The 15,511-nt window shown below is 64.6% G+C and carries 22 protein-coding genes; 9 read left to right on the top strand and 13 right to left on the bottom strand.

Annotation, left to right across the window (positions count from 1 at the left end):
- Window positions 1–48: 48 nt before the first annotated feature.
- From CH249_RS05000 to CH249_RS04990, 3 genes are all read right to left on the bottom strand, one after another.
- On the bottom strand, window positions 49–852 hold the full coding sequence (locus CH249_RS05000) for an SDR family oxidoreductase (RefSeq protein WP_094629081.1): 804 nt from the start codon (window positions 850–852) through the stop codon (window positions 49–51).
- 160 nt (window positions 853–1,012) lie between these two features.
- Entirely contained in the window at window positions 1,013–1,573 is a 561-nt protein-coding gene (locus tag CH249_RS04995) for a sugar O-acetyltransferase (RefSeq protein WP_094646202.1), read from the bottom strand.
- A 10-nt stretch (window positions 1,574–1,583) separates the two neighbouring features.
- Entirely contained in the window at window positions 1,584–2,090 is a 507-nt protein-coding gene (locus CH249_RS04990; protein WP_256988115.1) for a GNAT family N-acetyltransferase, read from the bottom strand.
- Window positions 2,091–2,164: 74 nt separating this feature from the next.
- Here CH249_RS04990 and CH249_RS04985 point away from each other — a divergent pair, with 74 nt between their 5' ends.
- Window positions 2,165–3,073, top strand: a complete 909-nt coding sequence (locus CH249_RS04985; RefSeq protein WP_256981090.1) for a D-2-hydroxyacid dehydrogenase — start codon at window positions 2,165–2,167, stop codon at window positions 3,071–3,073.
- A gap of 53 nt (window positions 3,074–3,126) precedes the next feature.
- Window positions 3,127–3,570 (top strand): SRPBCC family protein, encoded by a 444-nt coding sequence (locus CH249_RS04980; protein WP_032396885.1) that lies wholly within the window; start codon window positions 3,127–3,129, stop codon window positions 3,568–3,570.
- On the opposite strand, the gene CH249_RS04975 is transcribed toward CH249_RS04980, so the two are convergent.
- Window positions 3,567–4,817, bottom strand: coding sequence for an Nramp family divalent metal transporter (locus CH249_RS04975; protein ID WP_032396884.1), 1,251 nt, complete (start codon window positions 4,815–4,817; stop codon window positions 3,567–3,569). The two genes, CH249_RS04980 and CH249_RS04975, sit on opposite strands and share 4 nt — an antisense overlap.
- Before the next feature lie 96 nt (window positions 4,818–4,913).
- On the opposite strand from CH249_RS04975, the gene CH249_RS04970 reads away from it, so the two are divergent.
- Window positions 4,914–5,675 (top strand): class I SAM-dependent methyltransferase, encoded by a 762-nt coding sequence (locus CH249_RS04970; RefSeq protein ID WP_094682469.1) that lies wholly within the window; start codon window positions 4,914–4,916, stop codon window positions 5,673–5,675.
- On the opposite strand, the gene CH249_RS04965 is transcribed toward CH249_RS04970, so the two are convergent.
- Both CH249_RS04965 and CH249_RS04960 read right to left on the bottom strand, forming a co-directional pair.
- Window positions 5,672–6,271 carry a hypothetical protein gene (locus CH249_RS04965; RefSeq protein WP_045200616.1) on the bottom strand — a complete coding sequence of 200 codons (600 nt, stop codon included), beginning with the start codon at window positions 6,269–6,271 and terminating at the stop codon, window positions 5,672–5,674. The two genes, CH249_RS04970 and CH249_RS04965, sit on opposite strands and share 4 nt — an antisense overlap.
- A gap of 118 nt (window positions 6,272–6,389) precedes the next feature.
- The gene (locus CH249_RS04960) at window positions 6,390–7,625 is read right to left on the bottom strand and encodes a molybdopterin-dependent oxidoreductase (protein ID WP_373453503.1); all 1,236 of its coding nucleotides are present in this window, start codon (window positions 7,623–7,625) and stop codon (window positions 6,390–6,392) included.
- A gap of 171 nt (window positions 7,626–7,796) precedes the next feature.
- Here CH249_RS04960 and CH249_RS04955 point away from each other — a divergent pair, with 171 nt between their 5' ends.
- Genes CH249_RS04955 through CH249_RS04945 form a run of 3 tightly spaced genes read left to right on the top strand, consistent with a single transcriptional unit; the run spans window position 7,797 to window position 11,437 of the window.
- Entirely contained in the window at window positions 7,797–9,080 is a 1,284-nt protein-coding gene (locus tag CH249_RS04955) for an HNH endonuclease signature motif containing protein (RefSeq protein WP_179273131.1), read from the top strand.
- Window positions 9,081–9,140: 60 nt separating this feature from the next.
- A complete protein-coding gene (locus tag CH249_RS04950) occupies window positions 9,141–10,439 on the top strand; it encodes a lipase family protein (RefSeq protein ID WP_094682472.1) in 1,299 nt (432 codons plus the stop codon).
- 14 nt (window positions 10,440–10,453) lie between these two features.
- On the top strand, window positions 10,454–11,437 hold the full coding sequence (locus CH249_RS04945; RefSeq protein WP_094682473.1) for an endonuclease/exonuclease/phosphatase family protein: 984 nt from the start codon (window positions 10,454–10,456) through the stop codon (window positions 11,435–11,437).
- Here CH249_RS04945 and CH249_RS04940 read toward each other — a convergent pair.
- Genes CH249_RS04940 through CH249_RS04910 form a run of 7 tightly spaced genes read right to left on the bottom strand, consistent with a single transcriptional unit; the run spans window position 11,430 to window position 14,164 of the window.
- Window positions 11,430–12,008 carry a hypothetical protein gene (locus CH249_RS04940; RefSeq protein ID WP_094629090.1) on the bottom strand — a complete coding sequence of 193 codons (579 nt, stop codon included), beginning with the start codon at window positions 12,006–12,008 and terminating at the stop codon, window positions 11,430–11,432. The genes CH249_RS04945 and CH249_RS04940 overlap by 8 nt on opposite strands.
- Window positions 12,005–12,547, bottom strand: a complete 543-nt coding sequence (locus CH249_RS04935) for a DUF6286 domain-containing protein (RefSeq protein WP_094629091.1) — start codon at window positions 12,545–12,547, stop codon at window positions 12,005–12,007. Before CH249_RS04935 ends, CH249_RS04940 begins: the two co-directional genes overlap by 4 nt.
- Window positions 12,544–12,912, bottom strand: coding sequence for an Asp23/Gls24 family envelope stress response protein (locus tag CH249_RS04930; protein ID WP_158462582.1), 369 nt, complete (start codon window positions 12,910–12,912; stop codon window positions 12,544–12,546). The genes CH249_RS04935 and CH249_RS04930 overlap by 4 nt, the downstream gene beginning before the upstream one ends.
- Window positions 12,905–13,084: a hypothetical protein gene (locus CH249_RS04925; protein WP_032397316.1), complete on the bottom strand. Its 180-nt coding sequence runs from the start codon at window positions 13,082–13,084 to the stop codon at window positions 12,905–12,907. The genes CH249_RS04930 and CH249_RS04925 overlap by 8 nt, the downstream gene beginning before the upstream one ends.
- A gap of 15 nt (window positions 13,085–13,099) precedes the next feature.
- Entirely contained in the window at window positions 13,100–13,384 is a 285-nt protein-coding gene (locus CH249_RS04920) for a hypothetical protein (RefSeq protein WP_094682474.1), read from the bottom strand.
- 4 nt (window positions 13,385–13,388) lie between these two features.
- Window positions 13,389–13,664, bottom strand: a complete 276-nt coding sequence (locus CH249_RS04915) for an Asp23/Gls24 family envelope stress response protein (protein ID WP_094682539.1) — start codon at window positions 13,662–13,664, stop codon at window positions 13,389–13,391.
- Between the two features lie 11 nt (window positions 13,665–13,675).
- Entirely contained in the window at window positions 13,676–14,164 is a 489-nt protein-coding gene (locus CH249_RS04910; protein WP_032396878.1) for an Asp23/Gls24 family envelope stress response protein, read from the bottom strand.
- A gap of 171 nt (window positions 14,165–14,335) precedes the next feature.
- Between CH249_RS04910 and CH249_RS04905 the strand changes: the two genes are divergently transcribed.
- From CH249_RS04905 to CH249_RS04895, 3 genes are read left to right on the top strand one after another with little or no spacing between them, the layout of a single operon-like run.
- Window positions 14,336–14,893, top strand: coding sequence for an RNA polymerase sigma factor (locus tag CH249_RS04905; RefSeq protein WP_094682475.1), 558 nt, complete (start codon window positions 14,336–14,338; stop codon window positions 14,891–14,893).
- Window positions 14,878–15,336 carry a hypothetical protein gene (locus tag CH249_RS04900; protein ID WP_045197616.1) on the top strand — a complete coding sequence of 153 codons (459 nt, stop codon included), beginning with the start codon at window positions 14,878–14,880 and terminating at the stop codon, window positions 15,334–15,336. Before CH249_RS04905 ends, CH249_RS04900 begins: the two co-directional genes overlap by 16 nt.
- Window positions 15,337–15,396: 60 nt before the next feature.
- On the top strand, window positions 15,397–15,510 hold the full coding sequence (locus CH249_RS04895; protein WP_256981088.1) for a potassium-transporting ATPase subunit F: 114 nt from the start codon (window positions 15,397–15,399) through the stop codon (window positions 15,508–15,510).
- The last annotated feature ends 1 nt before the right edge of the window (window position 15,511 follow it).

The following is a 15,511-nucleotide window of genomic DNA, read 5'->3' as shown; positions in this document are numbered from 1 at the left end:
GAGGGAAATAGTTCACCCAGCTGTATTCCCGCAGGTCAGCGGTTCAAACTACCTCTTCAGTCCGAACATCTTCGCGATCGTCTTCTCCATGAAGGTCGCAGGCAGCAGCCGCCGCGCGAGAAACACGACCGGTGCATTGCTTCCTCTGGCGTACAACGGTTTCGGCTTGTCGGCCTCGATGGCCTTCACTACTACCTCGGCGACGTCCTCGGCGGAGATGCCGGTTCCCTCCTTGCGGTCCAGCGACGAGATGGCGGTGTGGAAGTCGTCTCGATGGACCGAATCCGGTGCGATGTACTTGGTTCGGCGTTCACTGATTCCGGTGTTGATCGAGCCCGGCTCGACGGTGGTCATCCACACACCGAAGGGCGAGAGTTCCAGACGCGCCGCATCGGAGAAGCCCTTGATGGCGGCTTTCGTGGAGGCGTAGGACGAGCGATAGGCAAGCGGGAAGCTGGCCAGCATCGATCCGACCATCACGATGCGGCCGTAACCACGCTCGCGCATCCCGGGAATGACACCTTGCGACAGCGTCACTGCGCCGAAGACGTTCAACTGGAAGAGTCGCTCGATGGCATCGGTCGGTAGCTCCTCGAAGGGCCCGGACTGACTCTCACCGGCGTTGTTGACCAGGACGTCGACGTCCCCGAGATCGGCGACGAAGGTGCGGATCGAGTCGGCATCGGTGAGATCGAGAGCGCGATACTCGACACCGGTGGCTCGCTGCGCGTCAGTCATCGAGGCCGGATTGCGGGAGGTGCCGATCACTCGATATCCCCGGGCGACGAGCGCTTGCGCAACCGCGCGTCCGATACCCGACGAGGCCCCGGTCACCACTGCCGTGCGATTCATGCCCAGATGGTACCGACGCGGTCAATCCGTACCACGTGACGATCCGATCCATACCGGTTAGTCTCTTATCTGTGCAAACGAATTCTGCTGCCCTGCTGACGCGCGGATGGCGGTCGACAGGCTCATCGGCGACTCCGACGAGATCCTGCACGAGGTCATCTCACGGTAGGGCGCGGATTGCCTTACAGGGGTTGCCGGCAGCGAAGGTGTGCGACGGCACATCCCGGGTGACGACGCTGCCGGCACCGATCACCGAGTTGTCGCCGATCGTGACTCCCGGGCACACGATGACCCCGCCGCCCAGCCAGACGTTGTTCCCTATGGTGATGGGAAGAGCACTCTCCCAGCGTGTTCGGCGCGCCTCGTGATCCTCCATGGGGTGCAACGCCGTCAGTAGTTGTGCCCGAGGCCCGATCGATACATCGTCACCGATGGTGATCGGTGCGCAGTCCAACAGGATTGCGTCGTAGTTGAGGAAACTGTTGGATCCGATGGAAATGTATGTGCCGTAATCGCATTGGAACCTGGGCATGATCCACGAATCCGCTCCGATGGATCCGAGCAGCTCGCCGAGAATCTCGCGTCGTTCTTCGTTCTGATCTGCCTCGGTTGCGTTGAATCGGTCGAGCAGCTTCCCGCACGCCACCCGAGACGCCACCAGGTCGGGATCGTTGTCTCGGTACAGCTCTCCGTGCAGCATTCGATCCCGGTTCTCGCCCATGGACGACAGGCTACCGATCGGTCGACTTCTCGAACAGGGCCACGCTGAACCACGAACTGCCGTCGGCGAACTCGCGGCGTCCGACGTACCGGAATCCCTGATTCAGGTAGTGGCTGCGCAACTCGACGTTGGTCTCGGCGCAGTCCAGACGCAGCAGCGAGCGTCCTTCCCGGTGGGTCTGCTCCGCCGCCCACTCGAGCAGCAACGCGCCGAGGCCCGTGCCCGCTTCGCTTCTGTCGATCACCAATCCGTGGACGTACCCGGCGAGCCCATCCTCTTCGGGCCAGATTGTGGGATCGGCCCAGATCAGTCTCAGCGCACCGACTATCGGGCCACTCGGATCGCGCCGGGCGACGTAGAACTCTCCTGCCTCGATCTGCGCCGCGACAGTGGACAGGGGTACCTCGCGCGGTGTCCACTGGTCGATTTCTCGAGCGAACAGCCAGTCCTCGGCGGCGTGCCGGAGGCCGAGTATCGTTGCCGCGTCGGCGGCAGTTGCGAGTTCTACGGTGAGCACGGTGCCATCGTACGGAGGTGGCGAGTCTTGTGGTGAACGTGCTTGTGGTCGAGAGTGGTTCGGACAGAAGGTTCTTGCCCGCGATCGACGGAGTCGACTTCCGAAGCTGCACGATGGACGAGCTCGCCGGTGTGGTGTCGTGGGCAGAGGTGTTGCTGTTCCGAACGTTCGAGACCGCCGATTTGCGAACCGTGTGGCCGAATGCCGAGAATCTTCGCTGGATCCACGCATCGAGTGCCGGCGTCGATCGACTGCTCGATCCGGTTCTGCGCGAGGGCCGATGGATTCTGACGAACTCCGGCGGAATCCTCGACAGGGCGATTGCGGAGTACGTCGCAGCCGGCATTCTGGCGTCGGTCAAGAAGCTGCCTGTGGCGCTTGCTCGTCAGCGTGAGCGGGTCTGGGAACACAGAGTTACCAGTGGTATTCACGGTCGCGCCGCTCTCGTCGTCGGTCCCGGTTCGATCGGCCGCGAGATCGGCCGGGTCCTCGGCGCACTCGGTATGCGCGTCGATGCGTCGGCAACGTCGGAGCGGTCCGGTGACTCGGAGTTCGGACGAATCCGCGATGTTCGAGGATTGCCGTCGTATGCGGGTGAGTACGACGTGATCGTGCTGGCGACACCGTTGACCGACGCCACCCGAGCACTGGTCGACGCGGAGGTTCTCTCGGCCATGCGTTCCGATGCAGGCCTGGTCAATATCGCCCGCGGACCGGTCGTCGACGAACGTGCCCTGTGCGACGCCCTCGCTGACGGAGGCATCGGGTGGGCCGTGCTCGACGTGTTCGAGGTCGAGCCGCTACCGGACACGAGCCCGCTGTGGCACATGGACAACGTCATCGTGACCGCTCATTTGGCGGGCGATGCCGACGACTTCGCCGAGCGCCTGTGGGCGTTGTTCGAGGACAACCTCCATCGATATGTCCGTGGTTCGGCTCTGGTGAACGTGGTGGACAAGCAGGTGGGGTACGTACGCCGCTGAAACGGACGACCAAAGTATGCGTAACACGCCGTAGCGTGTACTAAGGTGCACGAGTGCGTGAAATCAACCGTTCGGCCGTTGCGTCGACCAGTCGCGAGGCGGCGTTCGCCTACATGGACGACTTCAGGAACGTCCCGCAATGGATGTTCGGCATCACCCGTTTCGAGCCGACGAGCGAGGTCACCTCAGGGCTCGGTGCCACGTACGACGCGACGATGCAGATCGGTCCGAAGGCCCTCACCTCCGTTGTGCACGTCACCGAATGGGTCCACAACGAGAGGCTCACGCTCGAGTCGGTCGAAGGCCTGTCCAACTCGTCCACGTGGTCGTTCTCCGATACGGCAGACGGCGGAACCCGTCTGGACGTTGTGTTCCGCTACAGCCTGCCCGGCGGGATCGCGGGCAAGGTGCTCGGCGCTGTTGTGGAACCCGTTGTGGGTCAGGCGATCAAGCACACGGAGTCGACACTGCGCTCACGCCTGGAAGCGGCCGACTAGTACACGTACTTGTCGAGAGCATCCAAGACCTGGTCGACGGCGAGCCACGCGAACAGGAATGCGCAGACACCCAGCGTCAGGTTGGTGAACCAGCCGTTGCGCCACTGCTTCGGCACGCGATCACTGTTGAGCAGTACCAACAGTGTCACCGCCAGGAACGGCATGAACACCGCGCCGAGTACGCCGTAGGCGAGCACGAGCCCGATCGGTTGGTCGAGCCACAGCAACGCCATGGGCGGGAACGTCAGCCACGCGACATACCACCGGAAGTACTTGCCTCCCACTCGTGTTTCCGGGTGACCCTGTTCGAGCCCCTTCAGATTGCCGACGAAGTCTGCGAACATCAGGCTCACGCCGTTCCACACCCCGATCAGCGACGAGAACGACGCCGACCAGAATCCGATGAGGAACACGTAGCCGAACACCGTCCCGTAGCGGTCCGCGAGCACGTCGGAGAGTTGGATCAAGCCCTGATCGCCGGTGGAGATCGCGATCTGCGACGAGTACAGCAGTTCGGCACCGACGATGAGCATCGCGAGAACGAAGATGCCGGAGATGACGTAGGCCATCGAATTGTCGATACGCATGACGCGCATGAATTTCGGTGTGATCCAGCCTTTCTCGCGCAGCCAGTAGCCGTACGCGGCGAGCGTGATGGTGCCACCGACGCCACCGGCAAGGCCGAGGACGTACACGATGGAGCCGTCGGGAATGGTGGGGACGATGCCCTTGACGATCGCGGGGACGTTCGGAACCGCCACTACCGCAGCACCGATCACGGTCACGAACATGATGCCGACGAAGACGGTGATGATCTTCTCGAAGAATCCGTAGCTACCCAGCCAGATGAGCGCGAAACCGAGGAGTCCGGACGCGATGGCGACGACCTTGAGATCCAAAGCGGGGAACAGTGCGACGATCGGCAACGCGCTCGACGACATCGCTGCCGCTCCGTAGACGAATCCCCAGATCACGATGTAGGGAGCGAAATACGCCGTCGTCCACTTTCCCAGCGAACGCCAGCCCTGGAAGATCGTGTTGCCCGACGCCAACGTGTAGCGGCCGGCACCTTCCACCAGAACGACTTTCATGACGACACCGACGATGATGACCCAGAGCAGGGCGTAGCCGTAGCGCGAGCCCGCCACCAGAGTCGCGACGAGGTCGGCGGCCCCGATGCCGGTTGCGGCGACCACCAGTCCGGGGCCGACCACCTTCCACTTCGGAGGTGCAGTGGTCTCGGTCATCGATTCTCCTCGCGTGCGGGGTCTACTCAGTGACCTGTCTCACTCTTTACGAAACGCACGGTTCCTGGCAAGTCGACCCTAGGTACCGTCGATGCGGTGACCGACGGACAGCAGTCATCGCGTGCATTGAGCTTCGGCAAGGTTGCCGAGAACTACGACCGGGCCCGTCCCGGCTACCCGGCCGAGCTGTACGCGGACATCGCGGCGGGCGACGGGATGCGAGTGCTCGAGGCGGGGGCAGGTACCGGCAAAGCCACTGTTGCGTTGGCTGAACTCGGCGCGTCCGTTGTTGCGGTGGAACCGGATTCGGCTATGGCGGAGCTGGTTCGGCGGCGCACCGAGAACCTCGACGTCGAAGTGCAGGTGTCGCGGTTCGAGGATTGTGCAGCCCCGGCGGCGGCGTTCGATGTAGTCGTTGCCGCCCAATCCTGGCATTGGGTGAACCACGAGCAAGGAGCTGCAGTGGCGGCCCGCGCATTGGTCCCCGGTGGTGCCCTTCGGTTGTGGTGGAACATGCCGGGCGACCTCGATGGCCCGGCATGGGAAGCGGTCAGGGCGGCCTACGACGCAACCGAGCCCGAAGTGGCGCACCTGTTGGTGCGTTCTCTCGGTACGCAACCGGAGTCCAACGTGCCGCGCGCTGCCGGCTTCGGTCCGTGGACGACCTCGACGTACGAGTGGGTCCAGCGCTACTCCGCAGACGAGTTCTGCGCCATGGCCGCCACGTACTCGAGCCATCTCGCCCTGGACGACCGGCGCCGCAGCGAGGTCCTGGGCGCAGTGCACGCGGCCATCGCCCGCCACGGCTACGTGGACTACCGCTACGTCACGCAGATGGTGACGGCGCAGCTCGACTAGGAGATCGTCGTGGTGCAGACGACGAATTGCCTGGCGTCGTAGGCGAATCCGCCCTCGGGGCATTCGTTGGGATCGGCGGTACCGGTCTTGATTTCGGTGACCTGTTCGACGTCGGTGGCGTCGGGGTCGCCGCAGTCGACCCGTGAGGGCTCGTCCATACCCACGGTGGGCACGCTCATGCAGCCGCCGACCACCCAGTCGACGTCGAGGCACAGTGCGCCCTGTTCCACACCGTCGAGCGTCTCGTAGTAGGTCTGATTGACGTCGGTTGGGCACTGCTCGTTCTGCTCGGCCTTGGCGATCACCTTGTAGTTCGATTCCATGCTGCCGCATTCGGCGTTGTCGATGGTGGCGGCCGTCATCGTCCCGCCGAGTTGGACGCACTGACCGATCTCGACATCGATGTCGGTGGAGCCGCCGGCGTCGATGCCCTCTTGGCCCGAGACGCCGTCGGTGGTGCTGGTAGCGGCGGACGTCGAGGCGGCTGTGGTGTCGGCAGCGACGGCGTTGCCGGCTTCGGACGATGAACAGCCTGCGGCGAACAGCAGCGTGAGAGCTGCACTCGCGACGAGGAGGCTTCTGGACAAAGCAAGCATGATGTCATGACCTTCGGAACTCATCCAGGCGAGGGAGTGACCCTCGTCGGCGGCCCAACGGGCCGCCGATCACCGATTCTTTACCATCGACGGAGGTTTGAACAGCCACAGCTGGAAGTCACGAACGGAACACGATGCGAGCAACCCACTTGGTGTTGTGGACACCCGGAAGGGCAGGAACGATCACACGCGCGGGAAATCCGTGATCGAGCGAGAGATCGACACCGTTGACTTTCAAGGCCAGCAACGAATTCGGGTGCGCCGCTTGATTTCCCTGCAACACCGCACGAGTGAAGGCTCCGTTCTGCTCCAGCGAGCTCACCTCTGCCGATCGCGGTGCGGGTACGCCCGCCAGCGCAGCGAGTTCGGCCAATGGGACACCGGTCCACGTCTGCGTGGTGGACCATCCTTCGACGCACGCGATCGGCAGTTCGGCAGTGCGCTGCGGCATCGACAGCAGCCTGCCGCGGGACAGCACGATCGGGACGGCGTCCTCGGCCGCGCTGCTGATCGTCAGTTGCCAGTCGGGCCCGGTCTGCGCCTCGGTGATCCCGGCCGCTTCGGCCGTTCGGTTGATCTGAAAGTCGTTGGGGCCGTCGCCGTACGAGCGTCCGCGGGGCAGCAGGATCGCGGCCTTGCGCAGCACTCCGCCGACCGTCTGTCCTGCCGTCAACACGGCAACGAAACCCATTCCGGCAGCGACCAAGCCGATGGCACCGCGTCGACCCATGGTCGCCGGTCGGTCGTCGTTCTTCTGCTCGTCCGGAGCTTCGTTCCTGGCGCGCAAGACGTCCATCAACGACTCCGACCTCAGGGTCCTCCACATCAGCGGGACCTTGAGCGCGAGGTGTACGAGGAATCCGGAGATGAACACCCAGGCACCGAAGTAGTGAGCGGCGTAGAAGTCGAAACCGAACACGTAGTCGTACTGAATGTTGAGAACACCCGTCACGATCTCGAACAGCAGGCCCCCGACCAGTGCCAGCAGCGACAGTCGTTCGAGCGCATGTGCCGGCGATCGCACCGGTGGTAGTTCGAAGAGCTTGGGCATCACCGACCACAGTTTGGCGATGACGAGCGGCACGATGATCAGGCCGAGTCCGACGTGCAGACCCTGCGTGAGCTGGTAGAGCCATGCCGGATTCGTCGGCCAGTCGAAGAACGGCAAGCGCAGCCACCCGACGGCACCCGGCCTGGCCTGGCCGAACTGTGGACCGTACGCGCTGTACGAGAGCAATCCCGTCACGATGACTATCGGCAGCGCGACGAGCAGAACTGCGCCGAACAGCGACGTCAACCACGTCCCGCGCAGCGGACTGGGAAAGCGCGCGAGAGACTTGCGTGCTTCGGCCATGTAGGGCATTCGCTGCCCAGAGGGTGCCGGATGTGTCGCGGCCGACTCCCGTGCCCGGCGCATCGCCTCGTGACAACGTCCCCGCGGGGACGCGTCGGGCATCGTGGGAGAGTTTCTGTCGGTGCCTCGTCGTACATTTCTCGAACATGCATTCGATGAATGGGGGCGTTCATGATCGACATGGTCGACGCGGGATCCGAGGCGGGGCGGATCGAGACGAAGGAAATCGAGACCGAAATCTGCGCTCTGGCAGGTCGGATCGCGGCGGCGTCGGCGCAGTATCTGATTCTGGTGGGCGAGTTCGATGCGCGACGCGGATGGGCGGGTTGGGAAGTGCGGTCCTGTGCGCACTGGTTGTCGTGGCGTGCGGGGGTCGATCTGCACACCGCTCGTGAGCAGGTGCGCGTGGCCAAGGCCATGCGAGAGCTGCCGCTGATCACCTCGGCGTATCTGAACGGCACCATCTCGTACTCGAAGGTGCGCGCGATGACTCGCGTTGCGACGGCCGAGAACGAGGCGTCGTTGCTGCAGAAGGCGCTCGACGCCCCGGCTGCGCACATCGAACGCCTCTGCCGTGGTCTGAAGAAGGCGATGCGTCCGACCAAGGGAAACGGCGTCGACCTCGACCCGTGCGCTGGGCGGTGGCGCTGGGATGAGGACGACGGCTCGCTCGTGTTGACGGCCCGCTTTCGGCCCGAGGACGGTAAGCGGTTTCTCGCTGCATTGACCAGGGCGGAGTACGAGCGCACCAGGACCGACGGCGAATCCGAGGGTGACCGGGCGGCCCCGGCACCGCTCAACCCGGTGCCGGCGATGATTGCCATGGCCGAGATGGTCTGCGCTGCGATGGATTCACCGGTCGTCTCTCCTGCTGCCGAGGTGCTGGTGCACATCGGTGGGGTCGACGAAGCAGGGTCCGACCACGCTCATTTCGACGACGGGCCGGGCCTCGACGACGAGACCCTCGCTCAGGTGCTGTGTTCCGCGGTCATGCGGACCGTCGGCCACGGCCGGCTGGGTAGAACTGTGCGGTGGAGTTCGACGGCGAAAGTTCCGAGCCGAACCCAATTGCGTCAGTTGATCATTCGGGATCGATGCTGCACGGTACCCGGGTGCGGCCGCACTCGATTTCTGCATGCTCACCACGTCACCTATCGCTCACGGGGAGGTGCGACGTCACTCGACAACCTGGTCCTGCTGTGCGGCGAACACCACCGTGCGCTGCACGACGGATATTTCTTCATCGAAGCCCTCGGCGATCAACGCTTCTCGTTTCGCCATCCCTCGGGAACCGAGATCATCCACGCTCCCGCGATGTCGGGAGACGCCGACGAAATCAGGCGACAGTACGGCGGTATCGCACCCGACGCCATCGTTCCGGACTGGGGTGGCGAAGGCCTCGATCTCAGCTACGCGACCGATGTCCTGATCACCAATTGGCAGCGGGCTGCATGAAACGGCGTCGTCGAGGGCAAGTTAGTGTGACGACGAGACTCGGACAAGAAGCGGTGGGACATGAGCGTCGACAGATCATTGGGGGACGAACAGCCCTGGCCGGTGGAACGAGCACCGAGCTGCAGTGACGCGACCAGGCCCGAGGACGATCCCTTCTATGCAGCGCCCGAGGGATACGAGGCAGCTCCACCCGGGACGATTCTGAAGGTGCGGCCGGTCGAGGTCGCGATGTTCGGTCGCATACGCCAGCGCGTCGACGCGTGGCAGCTGCTCTATCGCACCGCTGATCTCGGCGGGTTTCCCCAGGCCAGCGTCACGACGGTGTTGCGTCCGCGCAACGCCGAACCGGTTCTGCTGTCGTATCAGTGTGCGATCGACGGCGTCGCGTCCTCGTGTTTCCCGTCGTACGCGCTTCGGCGTGGTTCCCGGGCGTTAGGTGCCGTTCCGCAGTTCGAGTTCCTGCTTGTACTTCATGCCTTGCGCCGTGGGTGGACCATCTCGATCCCGGATCACGAGGGTCCCGACGGACATTGGGGTTCGCCGCAGGAACCCGGGTTCTGCACGCTCGACGCCGTTCGCGCGGCGTTGTCGTTCGAGCCGCTCGACCTGCATTCGAGTACGCCGGTTGCGCTGTGGGGCTACTCGGGCGGCGGACTCGCGACGTCCTGGGCGGCGGAGATGGCGCCGGAGTACGCGCCTGAGATCGAGGTGGTCGGTGCCGCTCTCGGCTCGCCCGTCGGAGATCCGGGGTCGGCGTTCACCCGGCTCAATGCGACGCTGCACGCAGCGTTGCCGACGCTGGTGGTGGCGGGCCTACGGCGCACCTACCCCGAGCTCGATCGGGTGATTCGCGAGCACGTCAACGAGGACGGAATGCGCATTCTCGATTCCGTCGAGTCGATGACGACCGTGCGTGCGGTGAGCAAACTGGCTCGACACGACCTGGACCACTACATCGACGTTCCGCTGGCCGATCTGTTGGCGCTGCCCGAGATCGTGCAGGTGTTCCTGGATATCCAGCCGGGACGAACGGCTCCGACGGCTCCGTTGCTGGTCGTCCAGTCGGTGCACGATCAGATCATCGCCGTCGACGACGTGGACGGGCAGGTGGATCGGTACATCGAGGCCGGTGCGCACGTGACCTATCTACGGGATCGGCTGAGCGAACACCTGTCGCTGCACCCGCTCAGTGCGCCACTGACGCTGGATTGGCTGGCCGATCGATTCGCCGGACTTCCGGTCGAGGAACCGTCGACGCGTACGGTGTGGTCCACGGCGTTCTCGTTCTCGGCGGTGCGTGGATTGTTGTCGCTGACCTGGACGACCATCACAGCGTTGGTCATCGGCATCCGGGCGTAGCTACCCTCGGTTCGATGCAACGAACCTGGATACGAATTCTCACCGGAACGATCGCCATTCTGGGCATCGTGACCGGGCTCGTCGCACTGGGCGTCTACTACACCGACACCCGGGTCAACGTCCTGATCGCGCTGGCGTCGTTCGTTCCGTTGATGTTCATCGCTGTCGTGGTCGGTGCCCTGGTGGCGCTGATCGGTCGGCGCTGGGTCCTGGCGGGAGTTTCTGCGCTGGTGCTTGCCGCAGGCGCATTCGCCTACGCACCGCTCTACATAGCGGACGCGGCACCCGAGGACGCGACGGGCAGCGAGGGCGTGCGGCTGCGTGTGATGCAGGCGAACCTGATGATCGGGCTGGCCGATCCGACTGTCGTGGTCGGTCAGGCCCGCGATCACTCCGTCGACGTCGTCACGATCCAGGAACTGACCGACGCGTCGGTGGTCGGCCTCCGCGACGCCGGCATGGAGGAGCTCTTCCCTTACAGCTACCTCCAGCCGTACGTGACAGGCGGCGGCGGAGCCGGAATCTACAGCCGTTACCCGATCTCGGGCAACCGTGAACTCGACGGATACGGTCCGGTGAATCTGGCCACCGAGGTCGAGGTCCCCGGTTCCGAGCCGGTCACGCTGCTGGCGGTGCATCCCGGGCCCGCCTACGTCACCCCGGCCGACATCTGGACCGCCGAATTGGACACGCTCCGAGACGATCTGGCGGCGGCGTCGGTCACCGGGCCGGTGATCGTCAGCGGCGACTTCAACACGACGTATTCGCACAAGAAGTTCCGCAACCTACTCGATGCCGGATATTCCGACGTTGCAGCGCAATTGGGGAAGGGGCTGATTCCCACGTACCCCACCGACAAGGGAACACCCGCCGTCGTCGGGATCGACCACATTCTCACCAACACCGGTCGTGCTCGGTCTCTGGAACGAATCGATCTCCCCGGATCGGACCACCATGGGTTGATCGGGGAGATCGAGTTCTCCGCAGGTGTCAGCTGACGCGAACGACCTGTTTCCGAGACTTGCCGCACTGCAGCAGGATTCGGACGGCCGCCGGTGTTCCGTCGAGCGACGTCACGATGTCGTTGCGCGTTTGCGCCGCTGCGCCTGCCACCTTGTCGAGGGACGTCACCGCGGGATCGAGCGTCGCGGTGATCTCGACGACTCTCTGGCCGCGATCGGACACCGAACGGCCGGTCGCCGATACGACGCCCTCGTGAGCGGCCAGGGATTTCGCGGCGCTCCGGGCAGCGGTTCCCAGGTCGACGCTGAGTCGGCCGTCGACATCTGCATCCGCTGACGACGCGAAGGCGACGGTGCCGACCGAACGTCGCGGCAGGTGCGCGAGGAGCCACCACAGACCGAGCAGCACGAGGACGATGGCGGCTGCTGCGAGAGCCCAGGGCCACCAGCCTGCGTCGACGGCGGTGTCGACGAAGGCCGCGTCGAGACGTTCGCGGCCGGGAAACCTTCCTTGCTCCCAGGCAATTGCTCCGCCGCCGAGGGCGATCAGGGCGAGGCCGACGACGGCGGTGCTGGTTCGGTCGACCGAAGCGGTTGCGCGTTTCACGATGCTTGTCCTGTCGTTCGCACTCGGGTGCGGACCTTGGGAGCCGACGCGAGTGGGCGGAGGGCGTCGTCCACGGAGGTGACGACCGAGGACTTCAGCTCCGCGGTGTCCGTGCCGGCGACGGTGGCCACCGCGACGGTGACCTTCTTGTTGCCGGCCTTGGCGGTTGCGGAATCGACGCCGACGCTGTCGAGTGCGGCGGTGCGGGCAACGGTTGCGACGTCGCCCTTGCGGAGCCAGACGTCCTGCTCGGAGAGGGCTCGGTGGGTGCGTCGCCGAGGACGCAGTGCAGCGATGACGAGAACGAACCCGACCACGACTGCGGCGATTCCTCCCGGCAGCATCCACGGCTGCGCGGTGAGTCCGTCCAGGCTCGTGGCGGCGGGGCCGACCCACTCGGGGCCGTCGATGGCACCGAGGTTCAGCAGCGCCTCGCGGCCGAGGACCACGCCGGCACCGATGAGGACGAGCGCGAACAGGATTGCGGGTACGGCTGCGGTGGGATTGGCTACCGGCTTCTTGCTTGCCTTCTCGCTCATTGCACTCTCCCTTCTTCACGGGTGGTCTCGGCGGGTACACATTGGACGGTGACATCGACTCGGTCGACGGTGTAGATGCCCAGTTCGGACAGGTCTCGTGCGACTGCGGCGCGAACGTCGGCGGCGACCTTCGCCAGCGGCGAGGGCCAGGTGACCGCTACCGCGACCTGAGCGCGAACGCGGGAGCCGCTGATCGTCACGTCGGCCTTGGGTAGGTCACGCCCACCCAGGACCCGCAGTCCGGGCTGGGGTCCGGCGACCGCGTCGGTGCTGCGGGCAGCGAGGACGGCGAGTCGCTCGACGGCCTTGTGCTTGATCTCCAGAGAGCCGCGCTCACCGGGGTCTACAGCAGCTGTCTCAGTCACGACCGCGACCACGCATGATCGAGTTCAGGTCCAGTTCGCCGTCCACGTAGCGGCCGACGAAGAATCCGAGGCCGCCGAGCACGATGGCGATGAGGAAGCCGGTGAAACCGCCGGCCGCTGCGGCGATGGCTAGCAGAAGTCCCACGAACAAACCGATGGTTGCAGTGGTCATGGTGTTGATCTCCACTCAGAGTTCGAAGTAGTTGCGCCTGGTGACGCGTTTGCGGATCCGAGCGATCCGCTTGGGCAGAGTGCGTAGCGAGGACGGAATCGGCGAGGCGCGGAATGCCGTCGGCGCGCTCGCTGCATTGGTCGGAGTCGAGGGAAGTACGGCGAAGCGTCGGTCGACCTCGGCGAGTTCGGCCATGTAGCGAGCCGGATCTCCACCGAGATCCGGGTGGTGTTCGCGCGCCACAGCGCGCCGAGCCGCCTTGTAGGCGGCGGCTCGGTCGTGCGCTGCATGCTCGTTCACCTGGTCAGACTCGCACAATGTCCTCGACGGTGACGTGCACGGGCCCGTCGACCATCGCTGCCACTGTGCTGCGCACGGCGTCGGCGGTTTCGCGCACCGCTACCCCGAACTCGAGAGTGACGTGGACCTCGGTGCCTTCGTCGTCGATCCGGATGCCGGCGATGCGTCGTCCGGGAAGGTAGGTAGCTGCCTCGCCGAACATGCCGCCGTGCAGCCCGACGACACCGTCGACCGCCAGTACGGCGTCGGCGATGTCCTCGGACCTGTCACGCTCCGTCATGTGCGGATCGGTCACTGCACTCGGGTGGAGGGAGCCTCGGTGGTCTCCTCGTCGTCCGAGCCGTCGTCGAGGTAGATGTCGTGAACGACGATGTTGACCTCGGTGACCTCGAGACCGGTCATACGCTCGACGGCGTTGATGACGTTGCGACGAATGCCCGCTGCGAGGTCTGCGATGGAGACGCCGTAGTCGGCGACGATGTCGATGTCGACTGCGGCCTGACGCTCGCCGACCTCCACCGAGACGCCCTGCGACTGGTTGACGCGGGCACCGGGGATGCGCTCGCGCAGGGCACCGATCGCGCGGCTCGCTCCGCCGCCGACGGCGTGGACGCCCTGGACCTCACGGGTGGCGATACCGGCGATCTTGGAGACGACGGTGTCGGCAATGGTGGTGCGGCCCTGCGAGCTGACGAGCACGGAGTCCGACTTGGTGGTGATGTCGGTCTTTCCCTCGCCTGCTGCGGATACGGTTGCCTTGGTGTCCGTCGTGGAGCTCATGAATGCCTCTCTTCGTTGGATGTCGTGCAGAGTGTGTGACAGGAGTTGGTCGTAGCTCGGTGGTCGAAACGCACGTCCGAATAAAGTGATCTACGTCATAGATTACGTCCGCTGGTAAACCGGTATCGAAGACATGCGTGATCGATGACCGCTACGTGAACTGGGGGCCCGATGGAGTGGGTTGATGCATCGGACCGCGTACTCGTCGGCGCAGCCGCGCTCGGCGAGACGGATGCGTTCGAGGAGATCGTCCGGCGCTACGGTCCGGAGATGTTTCGGTACGCGCGAAACATGCTGTCCGATCAGGGTGCGGCCCAGGAGGTGGTGCAGGACGCGTTCGTCGCAGCGTGGAAGGGGCTGGACAACTTTCGAGGCGACTCGGCTCTGCGAACATGGTTGTTCTCGTTGGTGTCGCACAAAGTGATCGATCATCGACGACGTCGCAGCGTTCCTCCCGCAGAAGATTGGGTATTCGAGCGAAAGAGCACCGGTGCGGGCAGTGATCCCGAGGCGGATGTCGAGGCCGACAGCTTCATGGCCGAACTCGGAGTCGCACTGGCCGAACTGCCCTACCGCCAGCGAGCCTGCTGGCTGCTCCGCGAGGTCGAGGGCCTGACTCACCCGGAGATCGGCGCGATCATGACGTTGTCCGCAGGAGCGGTACGTGGTCAGTTGACCAGAGCACGAGCAACATTGAGCGAAAGGTTGGCAACATGGCGAACCCAGTAGAGCCGGATTCGGTTCTCGCGCGTGCTGCCACCGAACTTCGGGACGCACCTCAGGAACCGAATTGGGTGGATATCAGCGCATCCATCATCTCGAAGGTCCGTAATACGACCAGGCGTACGTGGCCCGTCGACAGCGCCTTTCCTGCCGGCTCCGGCGCCGATCCGCAGGACTCGCTGCAGGTCAGCGACCACATCGTCAAGACCACGCTCCGTCGTGCTCTGGCGGACGTTCACGGTGCGCAGCCGACCGAGATCGACCTCCATCTCGACGACCACGCCTGCATCGGTCTGTTCGTCGCGGTGATCGGGGTGTACGGCGACGACCTGCAGGCTGCGGGAGACGAGCTGGCGACCATCGCGATCGATGTCGTCTCGGATCTGCTCGGCGTCACCCTCGATCGCGATGTGGTGGAGATACGCGTCGACGACATCGAGGAGCGGTAGGCGTAAATATTGCGTCATAGCCGCTGGTTGCGGTCGTAAGAAAGCGTAAGGAAACCGGCTGTGGCCGGTGGCGGGATTCAGGATCGAGCAATGACCGAATTGCTCTGTCTCACGGTGGCCGCGTTCGTCGCGGTGTACCTGTTCGTCGCTCTCCTCGATCCGGAGAGGTTCTGAC

Origin of the sequence: Rhodococcus sp. 05-2255-3B1 (assembly GCF_002258545.1) — a bacterium.
GTDB lineage: Bacteria > Actinomycetota > Actinomycetes > Mycobacteriales > Mycobacteriaceae > Rhodococcoides.
Note: the sequence above shows the minus strand (reverse complement) of the source record. Positions and strands in the feature narration are given on the sequence as shown.